This is a genomic window from Streptomyces sp. NRRL S-1022 (assembly GCF_000720135.1).
Classification (GTDB): Bacteria; Actinomycetota; Actinomycetes; order Streptomycetales; family Streptomycetaceae; genus Streptomyces.
Map to the genome: position 1 here is coordinate 23300 of NZ_JOIU01000012.1, position 23142 is coordinate 46441.

Genomic DNA, 23142 nt, shown 5'->3' on the forward strand with positions numbered 1-23142 from the left:
TTAACTCGAAGACATGTCCGGAGGGCGAACTTCCGCTCTGACGGCGAGACATGGCGAGTTGTCCGGCCATTGCGGGAGATTGCCACCGCGATACGGACAGCCGTACCCGGCACGACGGTGACGTCACAGACAGCGGATGGCTGGAAATTTTCGCCGGTTGGGAATCTTTGCCGGCTCCCGTGCGTCCTTCTCTACGGGAAATGGGGGCGGAACGGGCCACAGGAGCCGTATCCCGCACCCCGGCGGCGTAAAGCAGCGCAAGCCGGGCAGCCACTGGGGAGACGGGGTCTTCGGATGCCGGGGGCGAGCGGTCTGCTGGCGGTGGGGAGTGACACGGTGATGGGCACGGCGGAGCGGCGCAAGGCGCCCGAGGAGAGCGTGGCGGAACGCTCGCAGGCGGGGCGGGGCCGGAGGGCGCCGGATCACGACATTCCGGTGCACAGGCACAGGGGGATGTCCGTCGGTGACGAACAGCGGCAGGACTACCAGCCGTTGTGGGTGGAAGAGCCCGCGCGGCGGCACCCGATGCCCGATCCGGTGCGTACAGCGGCGGTGCGGGCGGTCCTTGTCATAGCGGTGACGCTGATCCAGGCGATGGTCGCGTTCCTGTGCACGCTGGCCGGGTCCTGGCTGGCGTTCCCCATGGTGATCAGCAGCGTGGCGAGCACGGTGGCGGCCACCTGGGCCGTGGTCGACGTGTGGGTGACCCGCCAGGTGTGGAGCCAGCGGTACGGCGTGGTCTCCGAGCCGAGCAGCACGGCCCGGGCCCTCCGCCGGGAGCGGCGGGCCCGTCGGCGGCAGGACCGGGCGAGCGTGCGGGAACAGGAGCGGATACGCCGCAGGGGCGGCGCCGGTCAGCTGTCGCACTCCTGACCCCGACCTGCCTCCGGCCCGACCCTGGCCGGCCGCCGCCGGTCACGGACGCTCCGGCGCGTCACGGCACCGCCGGCGTCACCCTCCTGACGGCCATCCGCAGGAGAGGCCCGGGAACTACGCCGGCTTCTTGTACATCCTCGTCGCCGTGATCTCGCTGTGCACCGTCTCTCCGGCCCGGGGCGGCTGGGGCAGTCCGGGCCTGAGGTGTTCCTCCACGCTGATGTACTTCAGGCCCGCCCGCAGGTCGGCGTCGTTGCGCAGGCGGATGACCAGCGGGAACTCGGCGAGGGCGGTGGTGTCGAACAGGCCGGTGGTGTACAGCAGCTGGACGCCCAGCGCGTCGGAGACGGCCCGCTGGAGTTCCAGCAGGTAGGTCGCGTTGGCGCGGCCGATCGGGTTGTCCAGGAACAGCGTGCCGGCGTACCGGTGCTTGTCCCGCCCCCGGTCGTTCGAGCGCAGCGAGGCCATCGTGCAGTACAGGGCGATGGCGGCGGTGAGCAGCTGACCGCCAGAGAACACATCGCCCATCTGCCCGACGGGCACACGCTCGGCCCGCAGGACGGCGTCGGGCTTGAGGATCTCGACGGCCACGCCCTTCGGCTGCAGGGCCGCCGCGACGCCCCGCAGCAGCAGGGACATGCCGTCGCGGCGCAGGTCGGAGTTCTTCTTGACGGCCGCGCGCGTGGCCTCGTCGATGACCTCGCCGAGCCGTTCGGTCAGCGTGGCCTGGTCGGGCTCCTCGAAGCGGATGCGCAGGAACTCCTGCCCGGACCACTCGCCGAGCCCCTCGGGCAGCCGGGAGAGCCGCTGGGCGGAGCGCAGGGTGGCGAGCGCCGACTCCACGAGTCCGCGCAGCCGGTCCACGATCGAGTCGCGGTTGCGCTCCAGCTGGGCCAGCTCGTCGGTCAGGACCCGCAGCCGGGGCGCGAACGCGTCCGCCCACTTCTGGGCGTGCTCGGGCAGCGCGGAGGCGGGCAGTTCGCGGATCTGCTGCCGGGCCGGGGTGCGCACCTGCTCGTAGCGCGTGGAGTTGGCGTGCCGGACCAGGACGTCGCTCGCCTCGCGTACGGCCGTCTCGGCGGCGGACAGGTCGGCGGCGCAGCCGCGCAGCGAGCGGCGGGCCTCGGCGGCGGAGTGCCGGGCCTCCTCCAGGGTGCCCGGGTACGGCTCCGTCTCCTCCTGCTCCTCCTCGGCGGTGTGTTCGCGCAGCAGGTCGCGGAGCATCGCGGCGATCTCGTCGAAGCCGCCGGCCGCTTCCTCGGCCGCGCGGTGGGCGTCCAGCAGTTCGGCGTGCGCCTCGCGGGCCTCGGCCAGCGCCTCGGTGCGGGCGGTGAGTTCGGCCGTGGCGGTGCGCAGCAGCGCCTGGGCGTGCTCGGCGTCGCGCGGGACGAGGTCCTCGGACAGCTCGGTGTGGGCCTCGCCGTCCTCGGGCGCGTGCCGCTCGGCCTCGCCGCGCAGCCGGCCGAGCTGCTCGCTCGCGGTCGACACCCGGGTCTCCAGGAGCTGCACCAGCTCCTCCGCGCGCGCGGCGGCGGCCTGCCGGGAAGGCCCGTCGGAGCCGTCGGGCGACTGGAGCAGCTGCTCGGCGCGGGTGCGGACCTTGTTGCTGAGCCGGTCCAGTTCGGCGCGGGCGGCGCTCTCGTCGCTCTCCGCGCGGGCCTGCTCGGCGCGCAGGTCGGCGCCGACACCGACCTTCTCGTACACCTGGGAGGCGGCCCGGTATGCCTCGCGGAGGGCGGGCAGGGACGCCTTCGGGGCGTCGTCGGCGGCGGGTACGTCGTCGGGGGCGCCGGCGATCTCGGCGCGCTCGGCGCGCAGGGCCCGGGCGGTGCGGCGGGCGTCGTCGGCGGCGCGCTGGGCGGCGCGGCGGTCCTCGTCGGCGGCGCGGGCGCGTTCCAGGCAGGTCTGGGCGCGGGCCTCGGACTCGGCGGCCTCGTCGGCGAGTTCGCGGAGCTTCACCTGCCAGGCGGCGCGCTCGCGCAGCCGGAAGGCGAGGCCGGCGAGGGCGTCGGCGGCGCGCCGGGCCTTCTGCGCGGTCTCCTGCCGTTCGTCGCGGATCTGCGTGGCCTCGGCGGCGGCCTCGTCGGTCTCCACGCGCGTGGTGCGGGCCTCGGCGAGTTCCGCCTCGGCCTCCTGGGCGAAGACGCGGGCCTCCTCGGCGGCCCGGGCCAGCTCGGTGAGGCGGCCGGCGGGGCAGCCGGTGCGCCAGGAGGTGAGCCGTGCGGCGAGTTCGCGGTCCTTGCCGAGGCGGGCGGCGAGGGCGCGGATCTCGTCGTCGCGCTCGGTGGCCCGCGCGCGCAGCGCCTGGCGTTCCTCGTCGGCGGCGTGCTCGTCGTGCATGGCCGGGTTCGGCGGCACCAGGAACACGTCACCGGCGGCGGTGCCCGCGGCCGGGGGCGGGGCGAGCAGCGCCGCGGCGGTGCCGACGGCGACGGCGGAACGGGGCAGCAGGGCGGCGTCACCGAGGGCCTCGCGGGCCCGCGCGTGTGTGTCCGGGTCGGTGATGATCACACCGTCGACCAGTTCGGGGCGGGCCGCGAGCACGCGCGCGTGGTCGGCGGGGTCGACGGCCTGCGCGAGGTAGCGCCAGCCGGGCAGGGCCGGGATGCCGTGCTCGCCGAGGAACTCGACGGTGGCCAGCACGTCCGGGCCGGGCGGCAGCAGTCCGCCGTCACCGAGGGCGCCGAGGATGCGGGCGTCGTCGGCGGCGGCCGTCCGCAGGTCGAACAGGTGCCGTTCGGCGCTCGACACGGCCGCGTCGAGGAGTTCGCGCAACTCGTCGGCGAAGCGGTCGAGTTCCTCGGAGGTGAGGACGCCCTGGGCGCTGCCGGAGGCCGGTGCGCGCGTGCCGTCGGACCCTTCCGTCCGGGGCGCGGGCACCCGTGCCGTGCCGGGCGCGCCCGGCAGGCTGAGCAGCTCCGCGAGCCGTTCCTCGGCGGCCAGCGACTCCGCGAGGCGCCGCTCGGCCTCGTGGGCGCGCTCGGCGGCGGTCGCCGCGTCCGCGGCGCGGGCCGCGGTCAGTTCCGCGCGGGACTCGGCGGAGGCCGCCTCGCGCGCGTGCTCGGTGGCCTTGCGGGCGGCCTCGCGGGCCGCGTCCCAGGCGGCGACGGCGGTCTTCTCGGCGTCGCTGGCGGCGAGCGCGGCCCGCGCCGGGTCGGCGTCCGGGGCGCTGTCGTCCAGCCAGCCCGCGCGGACGGCCTCGGCGGTCTCCTGCTCGACCTCGGCCAGCCGCTGGCGCAGGTGCCCGGCCTCGCTGCGGGCCCGCTGCGCCTCGGTGGCGGCGGCGGTGGAGTCGCGGTAGGCGGAGTCGCTGACCTCCTGGAGGGCGGCGGAGCGCTCCTCCTCCTCGTTGGCGAGGGACTCGGCACTGCCCGCGGCGGCGTGCAGGGCCCGTACGAGGTCCACGGCGGCCTTGGCGCGGGCGGCGAGCGCGGGCGCCGCGTCCCGTTCGGCCTCCTGGATGGCGGCGGACACGCGCGCGACGCGGTCGGCGGCGGCGCGGTGGCGCAGCACGGCCTCGGCGGCCTGCCAGGCGGAGTGCAGGGTGCGGGCGTCGGCCAGCTCGCGCTTCTGCGCGGCGGCGGACTTCTCGGCGGCGGCGAGCGCGAGGGAGGCGTGCCGGTAGGCGAGTTCGGCGGCGATGAGGGAGCTGCGCTCGCGGGCGCCCTCGGAGTGCGTGACGGCGTACGCGGCGGCCGTCACGCGCTGGGCGAGGTCGGCGGCCCGGATCCGCTCCCGCACGGCCCGCGCGGACAGCCGCCGGGCCAGCGTGCGGGTGCGGCGCTCGGCGCCCGCGTGGATGTCACGCGCGCGTGCACGCGCTTCGGCGGCCTCCACGATGCGGCCGAGCAGGTCGACGGAGCCGGCGGTGAAGTCCCGTTCGGCGATCAGCTCGGCGCGCCGGCCGAGTTTGCTGCCGAAGCCGCTGACGAGGTCGGCGAGGCCGTCGGTGTCGCGGGTGTCGGTGACCGCGCGCAGCAGCAGGTCGGTGAAGTCGGAGTCCTTCTTGACCGCGAAGAGGCCGGCCGCCTCGCCCTCGTCGGCGTTCATCTCGCGCTGGTAGCGGAAGAGTTCGGGGTCGAGGCCGAGGTCGCCGAGGTGCTCGGTCCAGCGCTCGTGGATCTCCTCCCAGTGCACCTCCAGGTGCGGGTAGGCCTTGCCGGCCTCCATGAGGGCGTCGCGGAAGCCCTTCATGGTGCGGCGGCGGCCCTGCGCGCCCGAGGAGCCCTCGACGGGCGGCCGTACGGCGGTGGACTCGGCGACGGGCAGGTTGTCCAGGCTGAGGCCGGGGCCGGGGCGGAAGGAGTACCAGGCCTCGGCGAACTTGCGCGGGTCGTTGGAGACCTGCCGTCCGCGCCACTCGCTGACCTTGCCGACGACGACGCACTCGCCGGTCAGCACGTGCTGCCATTCCAGGGCCACGTGGCCGCAGTCGTCGGCGAGCAGGAACTTGCGCAGCACGCCGGAGCTGGCGCCGCCGAGGGTGTTGCGGTGGCCCGGCAGCATCACCGAGAAGATCAGCTTGAGCAGGACGGACTTGCCGCCGCCGTTCTCCAGGAACAGCACGCCCGCGGGCGCGGGCCGGCGCGGCGGACCGGACGGCTCGTCCTCGAAGAACTCCGCCTGCGTGGGCGCCGGGTCGGGCACGGGCTGGCCGACTCCCCGCAGGTCCAGCACGGTGTCGGCGTAGCGCGCACCGGCGGGACCGATGGAGTAGAGGCGGACCCGGGACAGCTCGTACATGGCGGACTCTCGTAAGTCTGGTGAAAAGTGCGGTGGTTCAGGGGTTCCTGGAGCTGCGGGGCTCCAGGCGTCAGGAGTGGAACGGCAGCCCGGCGTCGGCCACCAGGTCCAGGTCGTCGGTGTCCTCGGCGGGCAGCAGGGTGGCCGTGCCGTCGGTGACCGGGACGACGCCCAGCTCCAGCAGCTCGGCCAGGGCGGCGCTGCCGGCCATGTCGCGGACCTGGAGCTGGTAGCGGGCGGTGGTGCGGTACGTGCCGCCGCTGTCGTCGCCGGTGCGCTGCAGGAAGCCGGAGTCGGTGAGGAAGGCGAGGGCCTTCGCCACGATGCCGGTGGTGGAGGCGGCCGGCCGGCGGGCGTCCTTGGTGGCGCCGGTGGCGCTGCGTCTGGCCCAGATCCGCCAGGCGGCCTCCAGGCCGGGCGCGTCGGTCGCCGGGTCGGTGTTCTCGCCCTGTTCCTCGGCGCGCTCCTCCAGGCGGCGGCAGGCCTGCCGCACGAAGGCGTCGACGCCGTTGACGGTGACCCGGCCGATGTAGGAGTCGTCGGCGAGGTCCTCGGGGCGCGGGAACGCCAGCGCGGCGACCGCCAGATGAGCCAGTCCGTGCAGGAAGCGGTCGGCGGAGTCGGCGGCGGTGCGACGCGCGTAGTCCCCCATACGGACCGCGAAGACGGAGTCCTCGGCCGCGGTCACGGCCATGCCCGCGCGGGGGGACACCTCCAGCACGACGAGCCCGAGGCCGGCGGCGACGGCGTCCGCGAGCCGGGCGAACGCCGGGTTCTCGCGGTAGCGGCGCAGCAGTTCGGTGTACTCCTGGTCGCGCGCGGGCGCCAGCTTGGGCTGGAGTCCGAAGGCGACGAGCCGCGCCGCGTCGGCGGCGTCGGCGGGGGTGACGGCGGAGCCCGCCGGCGCGGCGGCAGGCTCGGGTTCACTCCGGTCGACGTGCTCGGTCACGGGCTGGGCTCCTTGTCGTGCTGTGGTCCACTCATGCTGCTTCCGTCCGGTCCGCGGCCATGCCGGCCGCGTCCAGCAGGGCGGTCCCCACGATCAGGTCCGCCCCGCCGAACTCGGGATCGTCCAGTTCGGTGCCGTCGTCCACGGCGAACAGCAGCTTCCCCTCGCCCTGCCGGTAGGCGGTGCCGACGGCCGGGCTGGCCGCGTGGACGGCCAGCAGCGCCACCAGGTACGCCAGGTCCGGGTCACCGGTCCGCCGGGCCTCGGCGAGCAGCCCGGACAGTCTGCGCGGGGCGTCAGCCGGCAGGTCGAGCAGCTCCGTCGCGGCGGCCAGCTGCTCCTCGCTGAACCGGCTGTCGTCCGGCGTGGCGATCAGGTCGGGTTCGGGCATCTCGGCGCCCAGGTGCTCGCGCTCGACGGGCGGGGTCAGCAGGATGTCGACGAGGTCCCCGACCCGGACGGACACCGGTGTGCGCAGTCCCGTGCCGCGCGCGAAGAAGGCGTCCGTCACCCGGATCGCCTGCTCCAGGGGCAGCGGCAGGACGGGGGCGACGAGATGGCCGTAGAGGTCTATCCCGGAGGTGGTCGCGGGTGTGGCGAAGGCCTGCCGGTCCTGCTCGGCGCGGAACAGCGGGCCGGCCTCCAGCAGGCGGGACTGGAGCTGGGTGTGGCGCCGGATGCAGTCCTTGACGATGTCGACCAGTTCGGCGGCGCGGCGCTTGTGCTCGGGCTCCTCGGTCTCGTCGCGGGCCTTGCGGATGTTGGTGAGGATGGCGTTCTCGTGGCGGTACCGCTCGGCGACGTGGTCCAGGGCCTCGGCGATCATGTCGGGGACGGCGTTGAGCCAGTCGACCGCGCGGACGTTGCGCCGGGTGGCGTCCAGGGCGCGGCGGAGCGTCTCGGAGTACTGCACCGTGCGGTAGCGGGCCTGCTCGGCGGCGAGCTGGGCGTCGGCGAGCCGGCCGCGGCTGATCAGCACCTCCAGCTTGACCTCGGCGGCGATCTGGGCGCTGGTGACGTCGGTGTCCAGGGCGCCGACCAGGACGTTGACCGCCTCGTCGGTCGTGCGCAGGTACACCGTGCCGCCGGGGCCGGGTACCTCCTCGATCAGCTTGAAGTCGTAGTCACGGCGGACGTAGGTGCCGTCCGGCGCGAAGGTGCCGTACACCGCGCGGAAGCCGCGGTCCACGCTGCCGACGTTGATGAGGTTCTCCAGGACCCAGCGGGCCACCCGCTCGTGTTCGGCGGTGGGCCGGTGCGGGGCCTGGGCGGCGATGCGCGGGATCAGCCGGGCCACGATCTGCTCGTGGTCGGCGCCGGTGTCGAAGTCCATGTTCAGCGTGACCAGGTCGATGGCGGCCAGCGCCACCTCGGCCATCCCGTACACCGAGTACTCGCCGGCCAGGTTGGCCTTGCGGGCGTCCAGGTCGTGCAGCGGCGCGGTGCAGGCGAGCGCGCGCAGCCGGCGCGCCAGCCCCTCGTCGGCGGCCGGACCCGGAGCCGGGCGCGGCCCCGCGCTGAGCTGGGGCGGAACGCGGTCCGTCGATGCAGGCGAAGTCACGGTGCACAGACTAGGTCCTGGGTCTGACATCGGCCCAAACGGCTCAGAAGCGACGGCCGTCACAGAAGCTCTAGAGGTGCCCGCCGAAGCTCACAGGAGGCGCCGCCGAAGCGCAGGAGGCCCCGCCGAAGCTCAGGAGGTGCCCGCCGGATCCTCGCCGACCCGGCGCCGGTACACCTCGACGACCCGCTCCAGGGAGTCCGTGAGGTACGTCTCCAGCTGCCGTTCCGCGCCGCGCCGGTCGCCCGCCTGCAGGGCCTGCAGGATCCGGGCGTTGCGGGCGAGGTAGGGCTCGTGCAGGCGGCGCGGGTCGTCCACGACGTGGAAGGCGAGGCGCAGCTCGGCGAAGACGCTGCGCATCAGCTCGTCGGTGCGCTCGCTGCCGGCCAGGGCCACCAGTTCCCGGTGGAAGTGGATGTTGGCCGTACCCAGCTCTTTCCAGTCGTTCTCCGCGGCCGCCGTCCGCCCGTCCTCGACCGCGGCGACCAGTCCGCCGAGCCGGTACGGCGGTGCGCCCAGCCCGCGTACGACGGCGCACTCGACCAGGGAGCGTGTGCGGTAGATGTCCTCCACGTCCTCGACGGTCAGGACCCGCACGAACACCCCGCGGTTGAGCTCGTGGACCAGCAGGCGCTCGTGGGTGAGCAGCCGGAACGCCTCGCGCAGCGTGTTGCGGGAGACACCGAGCGCCCCTCCGATGCCGTCCTCCGACAGCCGGGTGCCGGGCGGGAAGTAGCCCTCGGAGATGCGGCTCCTGAGGATGTCCGAAACCCGTTCCGCGGTGCTCGTACGGCCCAGGAGGACACGGTCGCCGGCCAGTCCCGTCAGCTGCTCTGCCATGCCCGGAATTCAATCGCAGACCCCGGAACGAGACAACGTGGGTATTGAGGGATCGTTGAACGATCCTCTACGGTGCTCCGCACGGCTCACTTCTCCGCACCCTCCGTCTTCCTTCTGCGAGGTGCCCATGAGCACGACCCCACCGCCCCGCTCGCCCTCCGCGCCCTCCACCGCCGCACACCCGTCGCCGGCCGAACGCACCGACGAGGACGGCGCGTTCGACTGGCTGCGCGCCCTCGGCCCGAGCGGCCGGCGCGCCTTCGCCGGCGCTTTCGGCGGCTATGCCCTGGATTCCTATGACTACTTCACCCTGCCCCTCAGCATGGTGGCGCTCGCGGCGTACTTCGGTCTCGACAGCGGCCAGACCGGCCTGTTCACCACGATCACGCTGGTGGTCTCGGCGGTCGGCGGCGCGGCGGCGGGCGTCCTCGCGGACCGGCTGGGCCGGGTCCGGGCCCTGATGATCACGGTGATCACCTACGCCGTCTTCACGGTCGCCTGCGGCTTCGCGCCCACCTACGAGACGCTGCTGGTCTTCCGCGCCCTCCAGGGCCTCGGCTTCGGCGGCGAGTGGGCGGTGGGCGCGATCCTGGTCGCCGAGTACGCGGGCGCCCGCCACCGGGGCCGTACGCTCGGCGCGGTCCAGAGTTCCTGGGCGATCGGCTGGGGCCTGGCGGCGGCCGTCTACACGCTGGTCTTCTCCTTCGCCGGCGACGACCTGGCCTGGCGGGTGATGTTCTGGACCGGCGCGCTGCCGGCGCTGCTCGTGGTGTGGCTGCGCCGCGGGGTGCACGACGCGCCCACGGCGACGGCGGCCCGCGAACAGGACCCGCGGCGGGGCTCGTTCACGGCGATCTTCCGGCCCGGCCGGGACGGCGCCCCGGGCCTGCTGCGCACCACGGTCTTCGCGTGCCTGCTGTCCACCGGCGTGCAGGGCGGCTACTACACGCTGGCGACCTGGGTGCCGACGTACCTGAAGTCCGAGCGGGGTCTGTCGGTCGTCGGCACCGGCGGCTACCTGACGTTCCTGATCTCCGGCGCCTTCCTCGGCTACCTGACGGGTGGCCGGCTCACCGACCGGCTCGGCCGGCGGAACAACATCTGGCTGTTCGCGCTGCTGTCGGCGCTGTGCATCGTGGCGTACGCGAACATCCCGCACGGCGCCGGCACCCTGCTGCTGGTGCTCGGTTTCCCGCTCGGCTTCTGCATGTCGGCCATCTTCAGCGGCTTCGGTTCCTACCTGAGCGAGCTGTACCCGACCGCGGTGCGCGGCACCGGGCAGGGCTTCACGTACAACACGGGCCGCGCGGTGGGCGCGGTGTTCCCGACCCTGGTGGGCTTCCTCGCGGACAGCTGGGGCGTGGGCGGTGCGCTGGTCTTCGGCGCGATCGGCTACGGCCTCGCCGCGCTGGCGCTGCTCGGGCTGCCGGAGACCCGCGGGAGGGAGCTGGCGTGACGCGGGTGAAGCGTAGCGGGGTCCGTCCCGTCGTCACGGCCGGCCCGCACGCGCACGCGTGGCGTCCGACAGCGGCGCGGGCCCGTTTCCCGCGGCCGCCGTGCGCGAGCTCGTACACGCCGGACCGGAACCCGCGTCACAGACAAGACTCCACGACGACCGGAGACACGAGAACACCATGACCGCGAGCACCAAGACCGCGAGCACTTTGACCGCGAGCACCAAGACCGCGAGCGCCACGATCGATCTGAACGCCGACCTCGGCGAGGGCTTCGGCCGCTGGCGGCTGACCGATGACGAACAGCTGCTGTCCGTCGTCACCAGCGCCAACGTGGCCTGCGGCTTCCACGCCGGGGACGCGGCCACCATGCGCCGGGTGTGCGAACAGGCGGCCGAGCGCGGGGTGACGATCGGCGCGCAGGTCTCCTACCGGGACCTGGCCGGTTTCGGGCGGCGCGCGATGGAGGTGCCGCCCGCCGAGCTGGCGGCCGAAGTGGCCTACCAGATCGGCGCCCTGGAGGTGTTCGCGCGGGCCGCGGGGTCACGCGTGGCGTACGTCAAGCCGCACGGCGCGCTCTACAACCGGGTCGTGCACGACGAGGAGCAGGCCCGGGCGGTGATCGACGGCGTGCGGCTGGCGGACGCCTCGCTGCCGGTGCTGGGCCTGCCCGGCTCCCGGCTGCTGGCCCTGGCCGCCGAGGCGGGGCTGCCGGCGGTCACGGAGGCCTTCGCGGACCGCGCGTACACCGACGAGGGCACGCTGGTGCCGCGCGGCCGGGACGGCGCCGTGGTGACCGACCCGGACGCCGTCGTGGAGCGCTCGGTGAGCCTGGCACTCTCCGGCGCGGTGATCGCGCACTCCGGCGCACGGATCGGGGTGCGCGCCCGTTCGCTGTGCCTGCACGGCGACACGCCCGGTGCGGTCGGCCTGGCCCGGCGGGTGCGGGAGCGGCTGGTGGCCGCGGGGGTGCGGCTGAAGGCGTTCGCGTGAGGACGCTTCCCGTCGGCGACGACGCGCTGCTCGTCGAGGTGTCCTCCGGGGAGGAGGCGCAGGCCCTGCACGCGGAGCTGCTGCGGCGCCGCGCGGAGGGCACGCTGCGCGTCCGCGAGATCGTCCCGGCGGCCCGTACGGTGCTGCTCGACGGACTGGCCGAGCCGGCCCGCTGGGCGGCGGAGCTGGCCACCGCGCGGGTACCGGCCGTGGCCGCCCACGCGCGCGAGCCGATCGCACTGCCCGTGCGCTACGACGGCCCGGACCTGGCGGCGGTCGCCGAGCGCTGGGGGGTGAGTGCGCGCGAGGCGGCCCGCGTCCACGCGGGCACCGAGTTCACGGTGGCCTTCTGCGGTTTCGCCCCCGGCTTCGGTTACCTCACCGGGCTCCCGGACCGCTACCACGTCCCGCGCCACGCGACCCCGCGCACGTCCGTCCCGGCCGGTGCGGTGGCGCTGGCCGGGCCGTACACGGGCGTGTACCCGCGTTCCTCACCGGGCGGCTGGCAGCTGATAGGGACGACGGACGCGGTGCTGTGGGACCACACGCGGGTACCGGCCGCGCTGCTGGCCCCGGGGACGCGCGTGCGGTTCGTACCGGTGGAGGGGGCATGAGCGACCGTGCGCTCGTCGTGGTGCGCGCCGGGGCGCTGACCACCGTGCAGGACCGCGGGCGGCCGGGACACGCACACCTCGGCGTGCCCCGTTCCGGCGCGCTCGACCCGGCCGCGGCGGCGCTGGGGAACCGGCTCGTCGGCAATCCGCCGGACGCCGCCGTCCTGGAGACCACCCTCGACGGCTGTGCGCTGCGCGCGCGTTCGACCGTCACGGTGGCGGTCGCGGGCGCGCCGTGCCCGGTGGCGGTGGGCGGCCGTCCGGCCGCGTGGGGTGCGCCGGTCGTGGTGCCGGCGGGCACGCTGCTGGAGGTGGGCGCGGCCACGGCCGGTGTCCGCAGCTACCTCGCGGTCGGCGGCGGGATCGCCGTGGAGCCGGTCCTCGGCAGCCGCGCCACCGACCTTCTGTCCGGACTGGGTCCGGCCCCGCTGGCGGACGGCGCGGTACTGCCGCTGGGCGCCCCGGCCGGCGCTCCCGCGCGCGTGGACGGCGCGCCGCAGCCGGCGCCGCCGGCCGAGCTCGTGCTCCGGGTGACCCCTGGGCCACGCGCGGACTGGTTCACGGCGCGGGCGGTGCGGGACCTGACCACGCGCGCGTACCGGGTGTCCGCGGCGAGCAACCGCATCGGCCTGCGCACCGAGGGGCCCGCGCTGGAGCGGGCCCGGACCGGTGAACTGCCCAGCGAGGGCATGGTCCTCGGCGCGGTGCAGGTCCCGCCGGACGGGCGCCCGGTGGTCTTCCTCGCGGACCATCCGACCACCGGGGGCTACCCGGTGATCGCGGTGGTCCGCGCCGCCGATCTGCCGGCCGCCGCGCAGGCGCTGCCGGGCACCCCGGTCCGGTTCCTGTCGGTGCGGCGCCGCTGAGCACGGGCGGCCCCGGCGTCCACGGCCGTCCCGGGCCCGGGTACGGCGCCTTCGGCCTGGCCGCCGTGCAGCCGCCGGTCGGGGCCGCTGCACTGCCGTGCGGCGGCCGTCATGCCACGCCCTGCGGCACGGCGGGCCGGGGGCCGGGGCGACCAAGGACCTCGGCGTCGTGGGCCGCCAGGAATGCCTCCACGGCCGCTCCCCAGCCGAAGCACTCCGCACGCGCGCGTGCCGCGTCGCGCCGCTCGCGCTCGCCGCGCTCCAGGAGCAGTTCCACGGCGTCCGCGAAGGTCTCCGCCCCGCCGGCGGCGGTGGCCCCGGCGGACCCGATGATCTCCGGCAGCGCCGACGCCGCGCTCGCCACCACCGGGGTGCCGCACGCCATGGCCTCCAGCGCGGCGAGGCCGAAGGTCTCCGCGGGCCCGGGCGCGAGGCACACGTCGGCGCAGGCCTGGAGCGCGCCGAGGGCGGCCCGGTCGCGGACGTGCCCGAGGAAGCTCACCGGCAGTCCACGGTCCCGCGCGCGCTGCTCCAGCCGGGCCCGCAGCGGCCCGTCCCCGGCGACCACGAGAGCCGCCCGCCGCCCGCGCCGCAGCAGCGCCTCCAGGGTGTCCAGGGCCGCGCCGGGACGTTTCTCCACGGACAGCCGGGAGGCCATCACGAGCAGCACCTCGTCCCCGCGCGCGTAGTGGGCACGCAGCCCGGGGTCGCGCAGCGCGGGGTGTCGCTCCATCAGGTCGACGCCCAGCGGGGCGCGTACGACGTTGCGCGCGCCGATGCGCACGAACTCGCGCTCGGCGAATGCGGTGGTGCACACCACGCGCGCGTAGGCATGCGCGGTCCGGGTGTTGAGGGAGTCGGCGGCGCGCCGGGCGAGGTGCTCGGGCAGGCCCCAGGTGCGCAGCACGCCGTCGGCGGTCTCGTGGGAGACCATCACCGCCGGCACGCGCGCGCGACGGGCCCAGCGGCCGGTCCAGCGCAAGGTGGTGCGGTCGGAGACCTCCAGGCGGTCCGGGGCCAGCTCCGCCAGGAGGGCGGCCACCCGCCGCCGGTCGGTGAGGACGCGGTAGCCGCCGGTGCCGGGCAGCAGCGGGCCGGGCAGGGTGACGACCCGGCCCTGTTCGGTGTCTCGGTCGGTGTGCCGTTCGCCCGGCACGATCAGGACCGGCTCGTGGCCCGCGGCCCGGAAACCCCTGCCGAGTTCCCGCAGGGCGGTGCGCAGGCCGCCGGAGGCGGGGGTGACGAAGTTGGCGAGGCGGACGATGCGCAGGGGCTGACCGGTCATGCCGCCACCGCCGTTCTCCGGGCCGCGAGGACGGCGTCGTAGTGGGCGAGCAGCTGGTCGCCGACGGCGGCCCAGGTGCGGCCCTCGACGGTCGCGCGGGCGGCGGCGCCGTACGCGGCCCGCCGCGCGGGCTCCGCGGCCAAGGCACGCACGGCCTCCTGTACGGCGCCGGCGTCGCGCGGCGGGACCAGCAGGCCGGTACGGCCGTGGTCGACCAGGTCGAGCGGGCCGCCGGCGGCGGGCGCGACGACCGGGACACCGCTGGCCATGGCCTCCTGGACGGTCTGGCAGAACGTCTCGAAGGGGCCGGTGTGCACGAACACGTCCAGGGAGGCGAAGATCCGGGCCAGGTCGTCGCCGGTGCGGCGGCCCAGGAAGACGGCGCCGGGCAGGGCCTCGGTCAGGTGTTCCCGGCTGGGCCCGTCACCGACGACCACGACCCGCACGCCGGTGTGCCCGCAGACGCCGGAGAGGAGTTCGACGTGCTTCTCGGGGGCGAGCCGGCCGACGTAACCGACGATCGGTTCGCCGTTCGGGGCGAGGGCGCGGCGCAGCGCCTCGTCACGGTGCTGTGGCCGAAAACGTATGGTGTCCACGCCGCGCGGCCACAGCCGCACCCGCGGTACGCCGTGCTCCTCCAGGGCGGCCTGTGCGGCGCTGGACGGGGCCAGGGTGCGGTCGGCGGCGGCGTGCACGGAACGGATCCGCCGCCAGGCGGCGGTCTCTCCGGCACCCAGGTAGGTACGGGCGTACCCGGCGAGGTCGGTCTGGTAGACGGCGACGGCGGGGACACCGAGCCGGACGGCGGCGGCCATGCCGCGGACGCCGAGGATGAACGGGCCGGCCAGGTGGACCACGTCGGGGCGGTGGGCGGCCAGGGCGGCGGCAGGACGCCGGCTGGGCAGGGCGACGCGGACCTCGGGGTAGCCGGGGAGCGGCAGGGAGGGGACCCGGACGACCGGGCACGGGGCGTCCCGGTCCGGGTCGCTGCCGGGGGCGGGGGCAGGGGCGACGACGAGCGGGCGGTGACCGCGATCCACGAGGTGCCGGGCGGTCTGGAACGCGCTGTGGGCCACGCCGTTCACATCGGGGGGAAAGGATTCGGTCACGATGACGACACGCATACGGGTGTTGTCGCCCCGCTGGACGTGGCCGCGTCAACTTCGATCTTTCGGCGCGGGGAACGTCCCATGAGCGTTGGGCGGTGCACCCGAACGAGCATTGGGCGGTGCATCCGCGTGGCCTTGGGCGTGCATCCGCGTGAGCCTCGGGGCGTACCCGAGTGCGCCTTGGCAGGCGCACCCGAGCGGGTCAGGCGGCCGTCACGGCCGCCTGGCCCGCGGGTCATCCGGTGTTCACCCGGCGGGCGCTCGTCCGCCGGGTGAACAGGCCCCGGTGGGGTGGGCCGACGGGGCTCAGCCGAGGGTCGCGTCCGGGCCGAAGCGGCTGCGCACCGCGGTCTGCACCTCGGCCTCCTCGGCCGGATCGGCGGCCAGGCGGCGCAGGCGCTCCACGACCCGGGTGTCGCCGGTCTCGGCGTGCCGGGCGGCGAGTTCGCGGGTGGTCTCCTCGCAGTCCCACAGGCATTCGACGGCGAAACCGGTGGCGAAGGAGGGGTCGGTGGCGGCCAGCGCACGGGCGGCGCGGCCGCGCAGGTGCGAGGAGGCGGTCTCGCGGTACACGTGGCGCAGGACGGGGGCCGCGCAGGCGATGCCGAGGCGTCCGGCGCCGTCGACGAGGGTCCCCAGGGCGGGCGTGTCCGGTCCCTCGCCGCGCACGGCCTCGCGGAGGGCGCCGAGGACGAGGTCGCGGTCCCGGGTGCCGCCGCGGGCGGCGAGCATGCGGCCGGCGGCGGCGCCGAGCGCGTCGGGGCGCTGGGCCCAGCGGCGCGCGCGGTCGACGGCGGCGACGCTGCGCATCCGTTCGAAGGCGTCGACGGCGGCCTCCACGACGAGCGCCGTCCCGTCGGTGACCGCGCCCTCGATCAGATCGAGCGCGTCCCGGTCGTTGCCGTCGGCGAGGTAGCGCAGTGCCGTGCAGCGCGCTCCGTCGGTGCCGGTCCGGGCGGCCTGGACGATCTCGGGCCGGTCCTCGGGGCCGGCCACGGCGACCAGGCAGCGGGCGGCGGGCACATGGAGGGCGGCGCCGCGGTCCATGCCCTGCTGGGCCCACTCGAAGACGGCGCGCACGCTCCACCCCGGGCGGGGCCCGGTGGGGCGCATCTGCCGCTGCCAGCGGTCGAAGCAGCCGGCCTCGTGGGCGGAACGCACGCGCGTGGCGATCGATGCGCGCGGATCCTCGGCCCACAGCCGCCAGGGCCGCGGCTCGAAGGCGTCGCGTACGGCGGCGGCCAGCTCGGCCTCGCCCTCGGCATCGGTGCCGAAGCGGGCCAGGACGGGGGCGGCGAGGGCGCGCAGGCCCGCGTCGTCGTCCCGGAGGGCCAGCTCGTCCAGGGCCCAGGCCCAGTTGGAGCCGTGTGCGGCGTACCTGCGCAGCAGTTCCAGGGCGTCCCGCCGGCCGTAGGAGGCGAGGTGGCCGAGGACGGCCAGGGCCAGGCCGGTGCGGGACTCGTCGGTGTCGAGCACGTCCTCGGCCTCGAAGAGGTGTGTCTCCACGGCGTCCAGCTCGCCGTTCAGGTCGAGGAAGAGCCGGGCGTAGTACAGGGAGCGGTTCTCCAGCTGCCAGTCGTGGCGGGGGTCGCGCAGGACACAGTGGTTCAGGGCCGCGAGCGCTTCGGGGCGCGGGGCCGTGAGCGCGTGCAGCGTGCCGTCGCCACGGCCGCGCTGGAGCAGCCCGAGCAGCGTACCGCTGGGCGCTATGACCGGATCGAACATGGGAAACAGCCTCACATCAAGCGTCGACGCAACCGGGGAACACGCATTACCTGGCCACGTGACACAACGTCGGAGCGCCCGCCGTCTCTTGCTTGCTGTAGACCATCTCTCTGCCTCTCGTCGGTGGCCCATGCGGACCGCATCACGGCCCGCGCGGTGCGGCAACACCTGCCCAGCCATCGCGTCCGTGAATCACGACGTCATGATGACCCGCGGTGTGTGCTGCCGCGACCGTATTTCCGGCGGCCCTGTACCGCCTCCCCCGTTTTCCGTGTCGTACCTGGTCAGTGCGTCGACGTCAGTGGACGCCGAACAGTTCCAGCAGCTCCGTCCTGGCGAACATCCGGGCCGTGTCGACGGCCGACGGCGTGCCTGCGGAAGGGTCGGCTCCGCCCTCCAGGAGGGCTTTGATCACGTCCGTCTCCCCCTTGAAGACGGCACCGGCGAGCGGGGTCTGGCCCCGGTCGTTGATCTGGTCCGCCGCCGCGCCGCGGGCGAGCAGCGCGCGCACCGCGTCGGCGTGGCCGTGGTAGGCGGCGAGCATCACGAGGGAGTCGCCGCGGTCGTTGGTGAGGTTGGCCGGAACACCCGCGTCGACGTACGCCACGAGCGCCTCGGTCTGCCCCTGCCGGGCCAGATCGAAGATCTTGGTCGCCAGCTCCACGACCTCGGGGTCGGGGGCTTCGCTCATCGGCCGGACCACCTCTCCTTGCTGATGCGGGGACTGCTTCGTACGAGTGAATCGCCAGCGTACTGGCTCGCGCGGCACATGACCCGATGTGCCCGAGGTAAAGATCAGCAGCAGCAGCCGTCCCGGGCGATCCACCTGGGCAACCGGGCGCCGACAGGCTCCTCCGAGTGGGGTAAATCAACCGATTTTCATCCAGTTGCACCTTTAATCGTATGGATACATCCTGTGATCCTGGAAGAACTCATGGTGACTGTCCCCCACCTTCGACACCAGGAGGCCCCAAATGATCCTCTCGCTCTCAGGCGTGCTGCTGCTCGGCGTCGTCGTTTTCCTGTTCTTCCGCAAGGACGGCCTGAAGGGCTCGCACGCCACGGTGTCGGCCCTGTTCGGCTTCTACCTGTCGACCACGGGCATCGCCCCGAGCATCAAAGCCGGAGGAGAGAGCCTGGCCAGCCTCCTGGGCGGCATCAAGTTCTGACCCTGCCCGTCCCGCCCGTACGCACCCACAGGAGTCAGCAGTGGCCCGGCGCCCCCTCCCCCGCATCCTGAGCAAGGACAGCGCCCAGATCGCCCGGACGCAGATCGCCCGGAGCAGGGAGCTGGCCCGGACGGCGGCCGACAGCGCCACCGACATCCTCCACCCGCTGATCACCGTCACGCGCGGACTGCGCCTGCTGGCCTCGGCCGGCGGGCGCAGGTGGACGGACACGCCCAAGGACAAGCGCGGGCCACTGCTGTTCTTCGTGGCGTCCCTGGTCATGCTCGTCGCGCTGATGCCGTACGGTCCGCTGCTCGCCGTCATCGCCGTGATGGCGGCAGCGGCCTGGCACGGCCGGGACCGCACGCCACCGGCGCCCGAAGGGCCCGACGAGTCGCAGGCCCAGCGTCTCCAGTCGCTGTACGAGGCCCTGGTGCCCTACTTCTCCGGGGCGGACGACCCGGCGCCGCTGTACGCGCACGGCGGCGAGTGGGAGAAGGCCTTCGCCCTGCACGAGTTCGACGACGCCGGGCGCGTCGCCCACCTCGTGATCCGCTACCCCGCCTACTTCCCGGACGGGGAGGCCGAGGCCCGCGCGCGGATCGAGCAGCTGCTAACCGCGAAGGCCGGGCGCAGCCGCGAGTACCACTTCGGGTGGGACGAGGCGGGCAACCAGCTCACCGTCACCGCCCTCGCCCCGCTGCCCGCCGACGTCCCCGCCCAGCGGTTCGTCACCGCGCCGGGCGAGACCGTGCTCGGCTTCACCGACCCCAGCGAAGTCCCGCGCACACTCCCCCTCTCCTACGGCGAAGAGAAGATCGACATCCCGCCGGTCGTCTGGCGCACCGGCATCCGCTCCACCGAGCCGCACCTGCTGGCCCTCGGCCACCCCGGCAGCGGTACGTCCACCCTGCTGCGGTCCGTCGTCCTGCAGACCCTCCAGTACGGCGACGTGCTGATCGTCGACGGCGGCGGCACCGGCGAGTACGCCTGCCTGACCGGGCGGGCCGGGGTGCTGGCCGTGGAGTGCGCACTGCCCGGGGCACTGGCCAGCCTGGAGTGGGCCGCGCAGGAGACCGAGCGGCGGCTCATCGCGATCAACCTGGCGCGGCAGGCGGGCGACCCGCCGCCCGCGGACACCCGGCGCCCGCTGTGGATCGTGCTGGACCGGCCGAGCGTCTTCGCGCACCTCGCCGCGGCGGACGGCCGCAAGGACCCACAGGCGCTGCTCTCCGTGCCCCTGCGGCACGGGCGCGCGGCGAACGTGACCGTGGTGGTGGCTGAGCAGTTCGACAGCGCGGAGGCGCTGACGGACGCGGTACGGCAGCACACGCGCGCGCGTGTCGTGCTCGGGCCGGCCGCGCCGGAGCAGGTGGAGGCGGTGCTCGGGGTGCCGCCGCACACCACGCCGATGGCGCAGGTGCCGCCCGGGCGGGGGTACGCCCGGCTGGGGGCCGGTCCGGTGCACCGGCTCCAGGTGCCGCGTACGCCCGACCCGTACGACGACGCCACGAGCGACGCCGACCGGCAGGCGGTGCTGGACCTGCTGCCGCCCCGGGGCACCGCCGTGGAGGCGGAGCCGCCGGACCTCACGAAGCCCGACGCACACACGGTGGCCGCGGAGGCCGTGGCGGCCGAGAGCTGACCGGCCGCCCCGCGCCGCAGCCCAGTGAGACACCCGCCGGCACGCCGCAGCGGTGCCGGCTGCGCACCCAGCCCGCGCCGCCCCAGCGGCACGACTGCCCGCAGCCGCACGGGAACCCGGCCCAAGCCACCACCGTGCGCGAAGCCTCGTGCTGCCCGACGCACACACGGTGACCGTGGCTGCCGAGAGCTGACACAGCCGCCCCGCGCTGCACACCCAGCCAGGATCCGGCCTAGGCCACGAACGTGCGCGGGGCCTCCGTGCTGCCCGACGCTCCGGATTCCACCAGCCGGGCCGCGGCGGCGAGCCGGGCCGCCGCCTCGTCCGCGACCGCTCCCCCGACGGTGAACGGGAGCCGTACGTACCCCTCGAAGGCGCCGTCGACGCCGAAGCGGGGCCCGGACGGCACCCGGACGCCGGTCCGCTCGCCGGCCTCCGCGAGACGGGAGCCGGAGAGGCCGCCGGCGCGGACCCAGAGGGTCAGCCCGCCGCGCGGAACCTCGAACTCCCAGTCGGGCAGTTCCCGGCGCACCGCCGCCACCAGGGCGTCCCGGTTCTCCCTGGCCTGGACCCGGCGCAGCTCGACCGCCTGCGCCCAGCCACCGGTGCTGAACAGCCAGTTCACGGCCAGCTGCTCCAGCACCGGCGTGCCCAGGTCGGCGTACGCCCGCGCGGCGACCAGGCTGCGGATGACGTCCGGCGCCGCCCGCACCCAGCCGATGCGCATCCCCGCCCAGAACGCCTTGCTGGCCGAGCCGACCGTGATCACCGTGGAGCCGGCCGGATCGAACCCGCACACCGGCCGGGGCATGCCGCCGTCCCGGAACTCCTCGTCGAGCCACAGCTCGGACATCGTCTCGTCGGCCACGAGCACCGTGCCGGCCGAGCGGGCCGCGTCCACCAGCCGGCGCCGCTGGTCCTCGTCGGCGAGCGCCCCGGTGGGGTTGTGGAAGTCGGCGACCACATAGGCGATCCGCGGCGCGGCCTCGCGCAGGACCTGCCGCCAGCGGTCCATGTCCCAGCCGGACAGGCCCTCGGCCATGGCGACGGGGACCAGCCGGGCGCCCGTCTCGCGCATCAGCTGGAGGATGTTGGCGTAGGACGGCGACTCCACGGCGATCCGCTCGCCGCGGCCGGCGAAGAGATGGCAGATCGCGTCGATGGCGCCCATCGCCCCGGTCGTCACCATGATCTGCTCCGGCATGGTGGGGATCCCGCGCGCGGTGTAGCGCTCGGCGATCATCGAGCGCAGGGCGGGCAGCCCGGCCGGGTAGTCGCCGTGGGTGTGGGCGTACGGCGGCAGCTCCTCCAGGGCGCCGCGCACGGCCCGGGTGAGCCAGGGCTCGGGCGCCGGGAGCGAGGCGCAGCCCAGGTCGATGACGGAGCCGAGGGACTCGGGAGGCAGGGGTTCGAGGCCGCGGGCCGGGATCGGGTTGCCGGCCGGTACCGCGGTCCAGCTGCCCGCTCCGCGCCGGGACTCCAGGAAGCCCTCGCCGCGCAGCGCCTCGTAGGCGGCGGCGACGGTGGTGCGGCTGACGGAGAGGGCCATGGCCAGTTCGCGTTCCGCGGGCAGCCGCGCGGCCACCGGTACGCGGCCCTCCAGCACGAGCAGCCGGATGCCGTCGGCGAGGGCGCGGTAGGCGGGCGGGCGGCGGGTGCCGGGGCCGGCCGGGCGGTCCTGCTGAGAGTTGAGGAGCCGGGCGAGCTGCGCGGCCCCCACCGCCGAGGTCCACTGCGCCATGAAGATCAGTCCACCTTCCCCGGATTGGCCATGGATGGCGATCCATCCCAAGCCACAGAGTGTCATGCGTCAGGCCACATTCACCACCCAGGGGGTACTCCCGTGTCCACTGCCGGCACCACCACACCAGGCCCGGCCGCACGCGGCCGCCACCTCGGCCTCCGGCTGGTCCAGCTGTACTGCGGGCTCGCGCTCTACGGCGCGAGTTCCGCGCTGCTGGTCGCGGCGGGGCTGGGCCTGGAGCCGTGGAACGTGCTGCACCAGGGGCTCGCGGAGCTGACCGGCCTGAGCATCGGGGTGGTTTCGATCATCGTGGGCGCGGCCGTGCTGCTCCTGTGGATCCCGCTGCGCCAGCGGCCCGGGCTCGGCACGGTGTCCAACGTCTTCGTGGTCGGTCTGGCGATGGACGGCACGCTCGCCCTGCTCCCGGACGCCCGTTCCCTCGCCGTGCGCGTCCCGCTGCTCCTCGCGGGCATCGTGCTGAACGGCGCGGCGACCGGCCTGTACATCGCGGCGCGCTTCGGGCCGGGGCCGCGCGACGGGCTGATGACGGGCCTGCACCGGCGCACCGGCCGGTCGATCCGGCTGATGCGCACGGCCGTCGAGGTGGCGGTGGTGGTCACCGGGTTCCTGCTGGGCGGCACCATCGGGGTGGGCACCGTGCTGTACGCCGTGTCCATCGGCCCGCTGGCGCAGGCGTTCCTGCGGGTGTTCGCCCTCCCGTCGGCACCGTCGGGCAGCACGGTCGTTGCCGGCACGACACCCGGGCGCGCGATACTGCGTCCGTGACCCTCGCGACGCCGCCTCTGCGCCACCCGTACCTGGACCACCCGGGGCCGATCCCGTTCGCCCACCGGGGCGGGGCGGCCGACGGCCTGGAGAACACCGTGGCGCAGTTCCGGCGCGCGGTGGAGCTGGGCTACCGGTACATCGAGACCGATGTCCACGCCACGGCGGACGGCCGGCTGGTCGCCTTCCACGACACGAAACTGGACCGGGTCACCGACGGCGCGGGCCGGATCGCCGACCTGCCCTGGGCGGAGATACGGCACGCGCGCGTGGGCGGCCGTGAACCGGTGCCGCTCTTCGAGGAGCTGCTGGAGACCTTCCCCGAGGTGCGCTGGAACGTCGACATCAAGGCGGAGCCCGCGCTGCGGCCCCTGCTGGAGCTGATCGAGCGCACGAACGCCTGGGACCGGGTCTGCGCGGGTTCCTTCTCCGAGGCGCGCGTGCTGCGTGCCCAGCGGCTGGCCGGGCCCCGGCTGGCCACCTCGTTCGGCACCCGCGGGGTGCTGAGCCTGCGGCTGCGCTCCTGGGGGCTGCCGGCCGCGGTGCGCCGGTCGGCCGTGGCCGCGCAGGTGCCGGAGGCCCAGTCGGGCGTTCCCGTGGTCGACCACCGCTTCGTCCGCGCCGCCCACGCGCGCGGGCTGCAGGTGCACGTGTGGACCGTCAACCGGCCGGAGCGGATGCACCGGCTCCTGGACCTGGGTGTCGATGGCATCATGACCGACCACATCGACATGTTGCGCAAGGTCATGGAGGACCGCGGCGTCTGGGCCTGACCGCCCGCCG

18 protein-coding genes are annotated in these 23142 nt (G+C 75.0%); 9 read left to right on the forward strand and 9 right to left on the reverse strand.

The genetic code is table 11. From position 1 onward, the window contains the following. Window positions 1–339: 339 nt before the first annotated feature. A complete protein-coding gene (locus IG05_RS0117865; RefSeq protein WP_030343700.1) occupies window positions 340–873 on the forward strand; it encodes a hypothetical protein in 534 nt (177 codons plus the stop codon). A gap of 117 nt (window positions 874–990) precedes the next feature. Here the strand turns inward: IG05_RS0117865 and IG05_RS0117870 are convergent, their stop codons facing one another. The 4 genes from IG05_RS0117870 to IG05_RS0117885 all read right to left on the reverse strand — a co-directional run bounded on the left by IG05_RS0117870 (window position 991) and on the right by IG05_RS0117885 (window position 8969). Next, window positions 991–5619, reverse strand: a complete 4629-nt coding sequence (locus tag IG05_RS0117870; RefSeq protein ID WP_030343702.1) for a hypothetical protein — start codon at window positions 5617–5619, stop codon at window positions 991–993. 70 nt (window positions 5620–5689) lie between these two features. Next, window positions 5690–6568, reverse strand: a complete 879-nt coding sequence (locus tag IG05_RS0117875; RefSeq protein ID WP_030343705.1) for a hypothetical protein — start codon at window positions 6566–6568, stop codon at window positions 5690–5692. Window positions 6569–6599: 31 nt separating this feature from the next. After that, window positions 6600–8129 carry a hypothetical protein gene (locus IG05_RS0117880; RefSeq protein WP_030343708.1) on the reverse strand — a complete coding sequence of 510 codons (1530 nt, stop codon included), beginning with the start codon at window positions 8127–8129 and terminating at the stop codon, window positions 6600–6602. Between the two features lie 132 nt (window positions 8130–8261). Further along, window positions 8262–8969 (reverse strand): GntR family transcriptional regulator, encoded by a 708-nt coding sequence (locus IG05_RS0117885; protein ID WP_030343710.1) that lies wholly within the window; start codon window positions 8967–8969, stop codon window positions 8262–8264. Between the two features lie 127 nt (window positions 8970–9096). On the opposite strand from IG05_RS0117885, the gene IG05_RS0117890 reads away from it, so the two are divergent. The 4 genes from IG05_RS0117890 to IG05_RS0117905 all read left to right on the forward strand — a co-directional run bounded on the left by IG05_RS0117890 (window position 9097) and on the right by IG05_RS0117905 (window position 12896). Next, complete coding sequence (locus tag IG05_RS0117890) at window positions 9097–10425, forward strand: MFS transporter (protein WP_030343712.1); 1329 nt, start codon at window positions 9097–9099, stop codon at window positions 10423–10425. A gap of 178 nt (window positions 10426–10603) precedes the next feature. Further along, the gene (locus IG05_RS0117895; protein ID WP_078894311.1) at window positions 10604–11416 is read left to right on the forward strand and encodes a LamB/YcsF family protein; all 813 of its coding nucleotides are present in this window, start codon (window positions 10604–10606) and stop codon (window positions 11414–11416) included. Further along, a complete protein-coding gene (locus IG05_RS0117900) occupies window positions 11413–12030 on the forward strand; it encodes a 5-oxoprolinase subunit B family protein (RefSeq protein ID WP_030343716.1) in 618 nt (205 codons plus the stop codon). Before IG05_RS0117895 ends, IG05_RS0117900 begins: the two co-directional genes overlap by 4 nt. Then, a complete protein-coding gene (locus tag IG05_RS0117905; protein WP_030343717.1) occupies window positions 12027–12896 on the forward strand; it encodes a biotin-dependent carboxyltransferase family protein in 870 nt (289 codons plus the stop codon). The genes IG05_RS0117900 and IG05_RS0117905 overlap by 4 nt, the downstream gene beginning before the upstream one ends. Window positions 12897–13005: 109 nt before the next feature. Here the strand turns inward: IG05_RS0117905 and IG05_RS0117910 are convergent, their stop codons facing one another. From IG05_RS0117910 to IG05_RS0117925, 4 genes are all read right to left on the reverse strand, one after another. Beyond that, window positions 13006–14181, reverse strand: coding sequence for a glycosyltransferase (locus tag IG05_RS0117910; protein ID WP_030343718.1), 1176 nt, complete (start codon window positions 14179–14181; stop codon window positions 13006–13008). Continuing rightward, window positions 14178–15305: a glycosyltransferase family 4 protein gene (locus IG05_RS0117915; RefSeq protein WP_030343720.1), complete on the reverse strand. Its 1128-nt coding sequence runs from the start codon at window positions 15303–15305 to the stop codon at window positions 14178–14180. Before IG05_RS0117915 ends, IG05_RS0117910 begins: the two co-directional genes overlap by 4 nt. A gap of 291 nt (window positions 15306–15596) precedes the next feature. Further along, window positions 15597–17015: a hypothetical protein gene (locus IG05_RS0117920; protein ID WP_030343721.1), complete on the reverse strand. Its 1419-nt coding sequence runs from the start codon at window positions 17013–17015 to the stop codon at window positions 15597–15599. Between the two features lie 298 nt (window positions 17016–17313). Then, a complete protein-coding gene (locus tag IG05_RS0117925) occupies window positions 17314–17706 on the reverse strand; it encodes an ankyrin repeat domain-containing protein (protein WP_030343723.1) in 393 nt (130 codons plus the stop codon). A 283-nt stretch (window positions 17707–17989) separates the two neighbouring features. Here IG05_RS0117925 and IG05_RS0117930 point away from each other — a divergent pair, with 283 nt between their 5' ends. Together IG05_RS0117930 and IG05_RS0117935 are read left to right on the forward strand one after the other, a co-directional pair. Continuing rightward, complete coding sequence (locus tag IG05_RS0117930) at window positions 17990–18184, forward strand: hypothetical protein (protein WP_014671463.1); 195 nt, start codon at window positions 17990–17992, stop codon at window positions 18182–18184. Window positions 18185–18224: 40 nt separating this feature from the next. After that, window positions 18225–19829, forward strand: coding sequence for a membrane protein (locus tag IG05_RS0117935; RefSeq protein WP_030343726.1), 1605 nt, complete (start codon window positions 18225–18227; stop codon window positions 19827–19829). A gap of 232 nt (window positions 19830–20061) precedes the next feature. Here IG05_RS0117935 and IG05_RS0117940 read toward each other — a convergent pair whose 3' ends face one another. Then, window positions 20062–21570: a PLP-dependent aminotransferase family protein gene (locus IG05_RS0117940; RefSeq protein WP_030343727.1), complete on the reverse strand. Its 1509-nt coding sequence runs from the start codon at window positions 21568–21570 to the stop codon at window positions 20062–20064. Window positions 21571–21672: 102 nt separating this feature from the next. Between IG05_RS0117940 and IG05_RS0117945 the strand changes: the two genes are divergently transcribed. Continuing rightward, entirely contained in the window at window positions 21673–22359 is a 687-nt protein-coding gene (locus IG05_RS0117945; RefSeq protein ID WP_051790038.1) for a YczE/YyaS/YitT family protein, read from the forward strand. After that, on the forward strand, window positions 22356–23132 hold the full coding sequence (locus IG05_RS0117950; protein ID WP_030343731.1) for a glycerophosphodiester phosphodiesterase: 777 nt from the start codon (window positions 22356–22358) through the stop codon (window positions 23130–23132). The genes IG05_RS0117945 and IG05_RS0117950 overlap by 4 nt, the downstream gene beginning before the upstream one ends. Window positions 23133–23142 lie beyond the last annotated feature (10 nt).

What these genes read in the sequence shown, in the direction of transcription:
- IG05_RS0117865 (WP_030343700.1), top strand. Translation starts at nt 340, where the DNA reads ATGGGCACGGCGGAGCGGCGCAAGGCGCCCGAGGAGAGCGTGGCGGAA.
- IG05_RS0117870 (WP_030343702.1), bottom strand. Translation starts at nt 5,619, where the DNA reads ATGTACGAGCTGTCCCGGGTCCGCCTCTACTCCATCGGTCCCGCCGGT.
- IG05_RS0117885 (WP_030343710.1), bottom strand. Translation starts at nt 8,969, where the DNA reads ATGGCAGAGCAGCTGACGGGACTGGCCGGCGACCGTGTCCTCCTGGGC.
- IG05_RS0117890 (WP_030343712.1), top strand. Translation starts at nt 9,097, where the DNA reads ATGAGCACGACCCCACCGCCCCGCTCGCCCTCCGCGCCCTCCACCGCC.
- IG05_RS0117895 (WP_078894311.1), top strand. Translation starts at nt 10,604, where the DNA reads ATGACCGCGAGCACCAAGACCGCGAGCACTTTGACCGCGAGCACCAAG.
- IG05_RS0117905 (WP_030343717.1), top strand. Translation starts at nt 12,027, where the DNA reads ATGAGCGACCGTGCGCTCGTCGTGGTGCGCGCCGGGGCGCTGACCACC.
- IG05_RS0117910 (WP_030343718.1), bottom strand. Translation starts at nt 14,181, where the DNA reads ATGACCGGTCAGCCCCTGCGCATCGTCCGCCTCGCCAACTTCGTCACC.
- IG05_RS0117915 (WP_030343720.1), bottom strand. Translation starts at nt 15,305, where the DNA reads ATGCGTGTCGTCATCGTGACCGAATCCTTTCCCCCCGATGTGAACGGC.
- IG05_RS0117920 (WP_030343721.1), bottom strand. Translation starts at nt 17,015, where the DNA reads ATGTTCGATCCGGTCATAGCGCCCAGCGGTACGCTGCTCGGGCTGCTC.
- IG05_RS0117925 (WP_030343723.1), bottom strand. Translation starts at nt 17,706, where the DNA reads ATGAGCGAAGCCCCCGACCCCGAGGTCGTGGAGCTGGCGACCAAGATC.
- IG05_RS0117930 (WP_014671463.1), top strand. Translation starts at nt 17,990, where the DNA reads ATGATCCTCTCGCTCTCAGGCGTGCTGCTGCTCGGCGTCGTCGTTTTC.
- IG05_RS0117940 (WP_030343727.1), bottom strand. Translation starts at nt 21,570, where the DNA reads ATGGCGCAGTGGACCTCGGCGGTGGGGGCCGCGCAGCTCGCCCGGCTC.